The 8,257-nt window shown below is 66.7% G+C and carries 7 protein-coding genes and 1 tRNA gene; 4 read left to right on the top strand and 4 right to left on the bottom strand.

Annotated elements, in window-relative coordinates; genetic code table 11:
- Positions 1–93: 93 nt before the first annotated feature.
- Positions 94–612, bottom strand: coding sequence for a leucine-rich repeat domain-containing protein (locus tag GVY41_RS04940; protein ID WP_161343139.1), 519 nt, complete (start codon positions 610–612; stop codon positions 94–96).
- Between the two features lie 112 nt (positions 613–724).
- Between GVY41_RS04940 and GVY41_RS04935 the strand changes: the two genes are divergently transcribed.
- A tRNA-Asp gene (locus tag GVY41_RS04935) sits at positions 725–801 on the top strand.
- A 103-nt stretch (positions 802–904) separates the two neighbouring features.
- Here the strand turns inward: GVY41_RS04935 and GVY41_RS04930 are convergent.
- Together GVY41_RS04930 and GVY41_RS04925 are read right to left on the bottom strand one after the other, a co-directional pair.
- Complete coding sequence (locus tag GVY41_RS04930; RefSeq protein ID WP_229725935.1) at positions 905–1,345, bottom strand: GNAT family N-acetyltransferase; 441 nt, start codon at positions 1,343–1,345, stop codon at positions 905–907.
- The gene (locus GVY41_RS04925; protein WP_161343143.1) at positions 1,345–2,715 is read right to left on the bottom strand and encodes a M20/M25/M40 family metallo-hydrolase; all 1,371 of its coding nucleotides are present in this window, start codon (positions 2,713–2,715) and stop codon (positions 1,345–1,347) included. The genes GVY41_RS04930 and GVY41_RS04925 overlap by 1 nt, the downstream gene beginning before the upstream one ends.
- Positions 2,716–3,267: 552 nt before the next feature.
- On the opposite strand from GVY41_RS04925, the gene hemA reads away from it, so the two are divergent.
- The 3 genes from hemA (at position 3,268) to ispG (ending at position 7,093) form a co-directional block, all read left to right on the top strand.
- The gene (gene hemA / locus GVY41_RS04920) at positions 3,268–4,497 is read left to right on the top strand and encodes a 5-aminolevulinate synthase (protein ID WP_161343145.1); all 1,230 of its coding nucleotides are present in this window, start codon (positions 3,268–3,270) and stop codon (positions 4,495–4,497) included.
- A gap of 112 nt (positions 4,498–4,609) precedes the next feature.
- Complete coding sequence (locus GVY41_RS04915) at positions 4,610–5,839, top strand: helix-turn-helix domain-containing protein (protein ID WP_161343147.1); 1,230 nt, start codon at positions 4,610–4,612, stop codon at positions 5,837–5,839.
- 102 nt (positions 5,840–5,941) lie between these two features.
- Complete coding sequence (ispG, locus tag GVY41_RS04910; RefSeq protein WP_161343149.1) at positions 5,942–7,093, top strand: flavodoxin-dependent (E)-4-hydroxy-3-methylbut-2-enyl-diphosphate synthase; 1,152 nt, start codon at positions 5,942–5,944, stop codon at positions 7,091–7,093.
- A gap of 217 nt (positions 7,094–7,310) precedes the next feature.
- On the opposite strand, the gene GVY41_RS04905 is transcribed toward ispG, so the two are convergent.
- Positions 7,311–8,081 carry a DsbA family protein gene (locus GVY41_RS04905; protein ID WP_161343151.1) on the bottom strand — a complete coding sequence of 257 codons (771 nt, stop codon included), beginning with the start codon at positions 8,079–8,081 and terminating at the stop codon, positions 7,311–7,313.
- Positions 8,082–8,257: the final 176 nt, after the last annotated feature.

Here is an 8,257-nt window from a genome sequence, read left to right as displayed (position 1 = left end):
CCCGCTCGGTCACCAGCTTGACCGCCTCGATCTTGAACTCGCGGCTGAACTTCCGTCTCGTCATATCCACTCTCCAGGTCAATGGTCACGATCTTATCTTCGCGTCCACGGAACCGGCAGCAGCCCATGTAGGTCGGCTAACCCCGAAATCGGTCCGATGTCGTGAACTGCGGTTTGGGTGATCCAGAGAGACTTCAGTGAAGCCAGCGGCGAAACATGCGCCAGTTCTGTGATGGCAGTCCGAGTAAGATAGAGCTCTTCAAGGGCAACTAGATTGGCGAGGGGGGCCAGGTCGGAGACGGCGGTATGGCCGAGATAGAGGCCGCGCAGAGAAGTATGACCCGCTAAGTGGGTAAGATTGGATGTATTCGTTTGGTCGAGAAAAAGCTGTTCCAGCTTGTTGAGACCAGCGAGAGGGGCGAGGTCGGCGACGGCAGTGTTGTTGAGAGCAAGGAGCGCCAGCCCTTCAATATCTGCCACCTCAAGCGGAATTCGATCCAGCGCATGGTAAACCTCATCACTCAGCCGAAGCTCCGTCTCCCCCTCCCGCTTCACCCTTCCGATCTCGTCCAGCGCCGCGCTATACGCCGCCTCTGCCGCCGTCTCCGCCATCACCCGCTCCCCGTCACCCAGCCCACCCTGACGCGCCCGCTTCCCTCCTGCAATCCCCCGCGCATTCGGACTTGACGCCCTCTGGCCAAGCGTCTAGGTAGCCCCCCATTGCGCGGTTGTAGCTCAGTTGGTTAGAGTACCGGCCTGTCACGCCGGGGGTCGCGGGTTCGAGCCCCGTCAACCGCGCCACTTCTTCCTTGCCTCGAACGATGCGCCCCAAGGCCTGCCCGGATGCCATACCGGCCGGGGCAGGGCGGGCGCCTTGCGGGCTGGGGCAGGGTGCCCCCGCCCCCTACAATTCGACCCGATACCGCACATGCCCGTCCGCGGGCGTGAAGCTGTCATAGAGCCGGCGCGCCTGTGTGTTGCCCTCGGCGGTGTGCCAGTAGAGCCGCGACCAGCCGTTCGCGCGGCCAAGCGCCGCCAGATCCTCGATCAGCGCGCGGCCCACGCCCTTGCCACGGGCGGCTGCATCCACGAACAGATCCTCGAGGTAGCAATCGGGGGTGAGGGTCCAGGTCGAGGGATGGGTGAGCCAGGTGGCGAAGCCGAGCAGGGTGCCCTCGTCCTCCGCCACCCGCATCCCGATGCCGCCCGCCGGGTCGAGGATTCGCGCCCAGGTGGCGGCGGTCACGTCGGGCGGCAGGTCCTGCCTGTAGAACGCGAGGTAGGCGTCCCACAGCGCGCGCCAGGCGGCTTCATCGGCGGCCTGCGCCTCCCGCACGTTCACCATCACCCGGCGATCCGGTCCAGCACCCGCGCCCAGGAGCGGATGCCCTTGTGGAAGCATTCAAGGTCGTACTTCTCGTTCGGCGAGTGGATCTGGTCATCGTCGCGGCCAAAGCCGATCAGCATCGCGTCCATCCCCAGCACGGTCTTGAAATGCCCGGCGATCGGGATCGAGCCGCCGCATCCGACAAAGGCCGCGGGCTGGCCCCATTCCTCGGACAGCGCCAGCCGCGCCGCCTCGAAGGCCGGGTCGCCCACGGCCATTTCCGAGGCGGGGGCGCCGGCCTTGGGGGTGAAGCTGACGGTGCAATCGGCCGGCACCTGCGCGCGGACCCAATCGCGGAACAGGGTCTGCACCTTGTCCGGGTCCATCCCCGGCACCAGCCGGAAGGTCAGCTTGGCGAAGGCCTTCGAGGGGATCACCGTCTTCGACCCCGCGCCCTGATAGCCGCCCCACATCCCGTTGATCTCGGCCGTGGGCCGCGACCAGAGCATTTCCAGCGGGGTGCGGTCCTGCTCGCCCGCGGGCAGCGACAGGCCGACCTCACCCAGAAAGCCGGCATGGTCGAAGCCAAGCCCCTGCCACTGCGCGCGGATCTCGTCCGGCAGTTCGCGCACATCGTCGTAGAAGCCGGGGATGGTGACGCGGCCCTGGTCATCGAACATGCCGCCAAGGATCCTGGTCAGCAGCCGCAGCGGGTTCATGGCGAGGCCGCCATACATGCCCGAATGCAGGTCCTTGGAGGGCCCGGTGATCGTGACCTCATCCCCCGCCAGCCCGCGCAGCATGGTGACGATGGCGGGTTTGCCCGCGAAGAGGCCGGTGTCGCAGATCAGGGCGAGGTCGGCGCGCAGCTCGGCCGCATTCTCCTCCATGAACGGCACAAGGCTGGGGGAGCCGGATTCCTCCTCGCCCTCCAGGAAGATGGTCAGGTTGCCGGGCAGGTTGCCATGCACGGCCTTCCAGGCGCGGCAGGCCTCCAGAAACGTCATCAGCTGGCCCTTGTCGTCGCTGGCCCCGCGGCCGCGGATGACGCGGCCCCTGGGGGTGTCCTGCAGTTCCGGATCGAAGGGATCACGGTCCCAAAGGTTCAGCGGATCGACGGGTTGCACGTCGTAGTGCCCGTAGAACAGGATGTGCTTGCCGGGGCCCTTTGCGCGCGCCACGACCATCGGATGGCCGGGCGTGGGGCGGACGGAGGCGTCGAAGCCGAGATCGCGGAGGTCCTCCACCAGCCAGTCGGCAGCCTCGCCACAGGCCTCGGCAAAGGCCGGATCGGTGGAGACGGAGGGGATGCGCAGCAGCTCCAGCAGCCGGTCCACCGCCTCGGGCAGGGTTTCGTCGATCCGGGCCAATACGGTGTCGAGGGTCATCGCCATCTCCTTCATGTCGGGGTTGGCGCGGAGCCTAGCAGGCGGGGTCGCACTGTCCAGAGGGGGTGGGGGAAGGCGGGGCAGGGGATCCGCTATGAGCAGGGTTGGGGGTCGTGGCCCCCTTTCCTTGCCCGGAATCAAGGCGCTTCAGCGCCGCCGGGCAGCGCCCGCCTCCCGGCCCGGCCACGGGCCGGGCGTTCTTCGCGGAAATCCTCCACTGTAGGATTTCCTGTCGCTCATCACCCCCTCGGGCGGGCGCTCCTCAACACCTGCGCATAGAAATTCGGTATGGAGATGCCGCACCGTAAAGTGCCTAGAACGAGCGTCGCTCGCCCACCCGGCGGACGGGCGCCGCCCTCGGACAGGTCCCCGAGGTCCTCGTCCCGCCTGCAGAAATCTCCATAAAATCCAACCGCTCCCCACGCCGCTCACAGTCTTTTTCACCCTTTGCGGCAATTTGTACCATGACCTGCCCCGTATTGATCGGTATCAAGGCAGAACGCGGATGGAGAGCCTAGACCATCCCCCAGCGAACGGGCCAGGAGACGATTGATGGACTATGACAAGGCGCTCGACACGGCGATCCAGCGGCTGCATGACGAGGGGCGCTACCGCACCTTCATCGATATCGAGCGGCGCAAGGGCGCCTTTCCCAATGCCGTCTGGCGGCGTCCGGACGGGCAGGAGCAGGCGATCACCGTCTGGTGCGGCAACGACTATCTGGGCATGGGCCAGCATCCGGCTGTCCTTGCTGCCATGCATGAGGCGCTGGACGCGACCGGCGCCGGTTCGGGTGGCACGCGCAACATCTCTGGCACCACGGTCTATCACAAGCGGCTCGAGGCGGAACTGGCTGATCTGCATGGGACCGAGGCCGCGCTGGTCTTCTCCAGCGCCTATATCGCCAATGACGCGACGCTTTCCACGCTGCCGGTGCTGTTCCCGGGGCTGATCATCTATTCGGACTCGCTCAACCATGCCAGCATGATCGAGGGCATCCGCCGCAATGGCGGGGCGAAACGCATCTTCCGCCACAACGACCTGGCGCATCTGCGCGCGCTGCTGGCGGCCGACGATCCGGCGGCGCCCAAGCTGATCGCGTTCGAGTCGATCTATTCGATGGATGGCGATTTCGGGCCGATCGAGGGGCTGTGCGACCTGGCCGAGGAATTCGGCGCGCTGACCTATCTCGATGAGGTTCACGCGGTGGGCATGTATGGCCCGCGCGGGGGCGGCATTGCCGAACGTGACGGGCTGGCGGGGCGCATCGACATCCTCAACGGCACGCTTGGCAAGGCCTTCGGCGTCTTTGGCGGCTATATCGCGGCATCGGCGAAAATGATCGACGGCATCCGCTCCTATGCGCCGGGTTTCATCTTCACCACCTCGCTGCCGCCAGCCGTGGCCGCCGGGGCCGCCGCCTCCATCGCCGTTCTGAAATCTGCCGAGGGGCAGAAGCTGCGCGATGCCCAGCAACTCCACGCCCGCATCCTGAAGATGCGGCTGAAATCGCTGGGAATGCCGATCATCGACCATGGCAGCCATATCGTGCCGGTGCATGTGGGCGACCCGGTGCATTGCAAGATGCTGTCCGACATGCTGCTGGAAGACTTCGGCGTCTACGTGCAGCCGATCAACTTCCCGACAGTTCCGCGCGGGACCGAACGGCTGCGCTTCACGCCCTCACCTGTGCATGATCCGAAGCAGATCGACCACCTTGTGCGGGCGATGGACGCGCTCTGGTCGCGTTGTGCGCTAAATCGCGCCGAGATGTCGGCCTGACCCCTTCTGCATGTGCATGATGGCTTGCCCTGTGCTAAAGAAAGCTCAATAGGTCGGGCGAAATCAGGCGACGACGAATCGTCGATCGTTGGGGACAGAACGGGGCAGGCGCATGATCGGGCGGAGGACTTCTCCTTCGACGCAGGAGGTCGACAAGCCCAAGGGCTTTGACGGTTTCGAGCTGCGGTTGGGGGATGTGATGCGCGGTGAACGCGCCACACTCTCGAAATCCCTGCTTGATGTGCAGCGCGAGCTGAAGATCAAGGCCAGCTACATCGCGGCCATCGAGAATGCCGATCTTGCGGCGTTCGAAACCCCCGGCTTCATCTCCGGCTATGTCCGCTCCTACGCCCGTTACCTGAGCCTTGACCCCGACTGGGCCTTTGCCCGCTTCTGCGCCGAGTCGAATTTCGTGCCGGCACATGGGCTTGCGCCCGCCGCCTCGGGCCCGAAGCCGGTCGCCGTGCAAAGGAAGGCCGCCGAGTATGGCGACCCGCTGGCCAACCCGAATGCCCTGTTCGTCCCGCGCGGCAAGGCGATGTTCAGCCATGTCGAACCCGGGGCGATCGGCTCGGTCATGGTGCTGCTCGCGCTGGTGGTGGCGATCGGCTATGGCGGCTGGTCGGTGCTGCAAGAGGTGCAGAAGGTGCGGCTGTCGCCCGTCGATCAGGCGCCGGGCGTGGTGGCGGAGCTTGACCCGCTCGACAACCTCTCGCAGGGCAATGCGATGACGGCCGAGGCGGATGTGTCCCTGCCGCAGACCGATGCGCTGGACCGGCTCTATCGCCCCGAGGCGCTGGACGTGCCGGTGCTGGTGGCGCGGGATGGTCCCATCGCCTCCATCGACCCGCAAAGCGTGGGCGCGCTGGCCGGTCTTTCCGCCGCAGCCAGCATTCCGGGCAGCCTTGCCGGGGTGAATGCCGGGATCGAGTCTGCCGTGGCCGAGGCCAATGCGCCCGTCGATCCGACTGTCCGCACCGTGGCCGAAGGCGCGCCGGCGGTAGAGATCGTCGCGGTGCGCCCGTCCTGGGTGCGGGTGTCGGCGGCCGACGGCTCGGTGCTGTTCGAGAAGATCCTGGATGCCGGGGAGCGTTATGCGGTGCCGGCGATGGAGCAGCCCCCGGTACTGCGCGCGGGCAACTCGGGCTCGGTCTATTTCGCGGTGAACGGCCAGACCTATGGCCCCGCTGCGCCGGGCGCGCAGGTGGTGAAGAACCTCAAGCTCTCGCCCGAGGACCTGACCGGCAGCTATGCCGTGGCGGACCTCACGCAGGACCCCGACCTTGCCAAGATCGTGGCCGTGGCGCAGGCGCAGATCCCGGGCATACCCCCGGCCGAGTGATGCGGGGGCCGCGCGGCGCAAGCGCCTTCGGCCCGCTTGCGGTTGCCTCGGGCCTTGCCTGCGCCTATCTAGGCGGTGACCGCAGACCAACGAGGTTCCTCGATGTCGCTCAACACCGTCCGCCCCTGGCGCAACATCTATCGTCGCAAGTCGCGCCAGATCATGGTCGGCAAGGTGGCCGTGGGCGGCGATGCGCCGATCTCGGTGCAGACGATGACCAACACCGACACCTCGGACGTGCGCGCCACGCTGGCGCAGGTGATCGCCGCCGCCGATGTGGGCGCCGACATCGTCCGCATCTCCACTCCCGACGAATCCAGCACCCGGGCCCTGCGCGAGATCTGCCGCGAAAGCCCGGTGCCGATCGTCGCCGACATCCATTTCCACTACAAGCGCGCCATCGAGGCTGCCGAGGCGGGCGCCGCCTGCCTGCGCATCAACCCCGGCAATATCGGCGATGCCCGCCGCGTGGCCGAGGTGGTGCGGGCGGCCAAGGACCACGGCTGTTCCATCCGCATCGGGGTGAATGCCGGATCCTTGGAGCGGCATCTGCTGGAGAAATACGGCGAGCCCTGCCCGGATGCGATGGTCGAATCCGGCATGGACCATATCAAGCTGCTCCAGGACAACGACTTCCACGAGTTCAAGATCAGCGTGAAGGCGTCGGACGTGTTCCTTGCCGCCGCCGCCTATCAGGCGCTGGCCGAGGCCACCGACGCGCCGATCCACCTTGGCATCACCGAGGCGGGGGGGCTGGTGTCCGGCACCGTGAAATCCGCCATCGGCCTTGGCAACCTGCTGTGGATGGGCATCGGCGACACCATCCGCGTCTCGCTCTCGGCCGATCCGGTCGAGGAGGTGAAGGTGGGGTATGAGATCCTCAAATCCCTCGGCCTGCGCCACCGCGGCGTCACCATCATCTCCTGCCCCAGCTGCGCGCGGCAGGGCTTCGACGTGATCAAGACCGTCTCGGCGCTGGAGGACCGGCTGGCCCATGTCACCACCTCGATGAGCCTCAGCATCATCGGCTGCGTGGTCAACGGCCCCGGCGAGGCGCTGATGACCGATATCGGCTTCACGGGGGGCGGTGCCGGGTCCGGCATGGTCTATCTGGCCGGCAAGCAGGTCCACAAGCTGGGCAACGAGAAGATGATCGACCATATCGTGGAGCTGGTCGAGGCCAAGGCGGCGGAGATCCAGGCGGCGGAGGCTGAGGCCGAGGCGGCTGCGGTGTTGGTTCAGCAGGCCGGCTGATCACCTAAATCCTTACTTTCTTTTGCCCGGAACAAGGCGCCTTGGCGCCGCCGGGCTGCGCCCGTCCGCCCCCTCGGGCGGGCGCTACCCGACCGTCGTGCCCAGAACGTCGGTGGAAGTAGGCCGCACCACAAAGTGCCTAGAACAGCTGTTGCAGCGCCCACCCGGCGGACGCGCGCTGCCCTCTGTTTGATCGCGTGGCGAGCGGAGAGGCGCCTTACCCCCGCACATCCGCCACCATCGCGCGCATCCCCTCCAGCGGGACATAGCCGCGCAGCAGCTGGTCGCCCATCACGAAGGTCGGGGTGCCCTCGATCTGCAGGCGCTGCGCCAGCAGCTGGTTCTCGTTCAGCACCTCGGCGACCTCGGGCGAGTCCATCCCCGCGGCAATCGCTGCGCCGTCCAGCCCAAGATCGGTGGCAAAGGCTGCCAGCCGCTCGGCCGTCATCGCGCCGCGGAACTCGGTATAGAGGCCATGGTTGACCTTCTCATAGGCCTCGGGCCCGGCCACCTGCAGCGCCGCGACAGCGAACTGCGAGGCGATCACCGACTCCTCGCCCAGGATCGGGAATTCCTTGACGATGTAGCGGATGTCGCCATCCGTCTCCACCAGCTCCAGCACCTCGGAATGCGCCTTGCGGCAATAGCCGCAGCGGTAGTCGATGAACTCCACCACCGTCAGGCTGCCCTCGGGATTGCCGCCGACCCAGGAATGGCCGTCCTCGTAGATGTCGGCGGCGTTGGACAGCACCATCGCGCTATCGCCGGTGGCCTGCGCCTCGGCCTGCTGCGCCTCCAGCTCGGCGATCACTTCCATCAGCACCCCCGGATTTTCCATCAGATAGCCGCGCACCGCCTCGCCAAAGGCTTCGCTTTCGGGCTGGGTCATCGAGGTGATGTCGAAGGCCAGGGCAGGGGTGCCAAGGGTCAGGGTCGCGGTTAGCGCAAGCGCGAAGGCGCCACTTTTTGCGAAGGCGGGGCGGGTCATCGTATCGTCTCCGGTTCGGGCGGCATCGCCGCTATACTTATGCCCGTGGGCTTGGCACGGATGCCGCCGCGCCGCAACGGACCTCGCGCCGCAGGGGCCGGCATTGACCTTGCCCGCCGCGGCTGAAATGAACGCATGGCACGCCCTTTGGGGCTGCGGGCAGCATGGAGAGGGCA

Origin of the sequence: Frigidibacter albus, assembly GCF_009908165.1 — a bacterium.
GTDB lineage: Bacteria > Pseudomonadota > Alphaproteobacteria > Rhodobacterales > Rhodobacteraceae > Frigidibacter > Frigidibacter albus.
Note: the sequence above shows the minus strand (reverse complement) of the source record. Positions and strands in the feature narration are given on the sequence as shown.

Bases quoted from the DNA above. Each gene is read 5' to 3' on its own strand.
- GVY41_RS04940 (WP_161343139.1), bottom strand. From the start codon at position 612: ATGGCGGAGACGGCGGCAGAGGCGGCGTATAGCGCGGCGCTGGACGAG.
- GVY41_RS04930 (WP_229725935.1), bottom strand. From the start codon at position 1,345: ATGGTGAACGTGCGGGAGGCGCAGGCCGCCGATGAAGCCGCCTGGCGC.
- GVY41_RS04925 (WP_161343143.1), bottom strand. From the start codon at position 2,715: ATGACCCTCGACACCGTATTGGCCCGGATCGACGAAACCCTGCCCGAG.
- hemA (WP_161343145.1), top strand. From the start codon at position 3,268: ATGGACTATGACAAGGCGCTCGACACGGCGATCCAGCGGCTGCATGAC.
- GVY41_RS04915 (WP_161343147.1), top strand. From the start codon at position 4,610: ATGATCGGGCGGAGGACTTCTCCTTCGACGCAGGAGGTCGACAAGCCC.
- ispG (WP_161343149.1), top strand. From the start codon at position 5,942: ATGTCGCTCAACACCGTCCGCCCCTGGCGCAACATCTATCGTCGCAAG.
- GVY41_RS04905 (WP_161343151.1), bottom strand. From the start codon at position 8,081: ATGACCCGCCCCGCCTTCGCAAAAAGTGGCGCCTTCGCGCTTGCGCTA.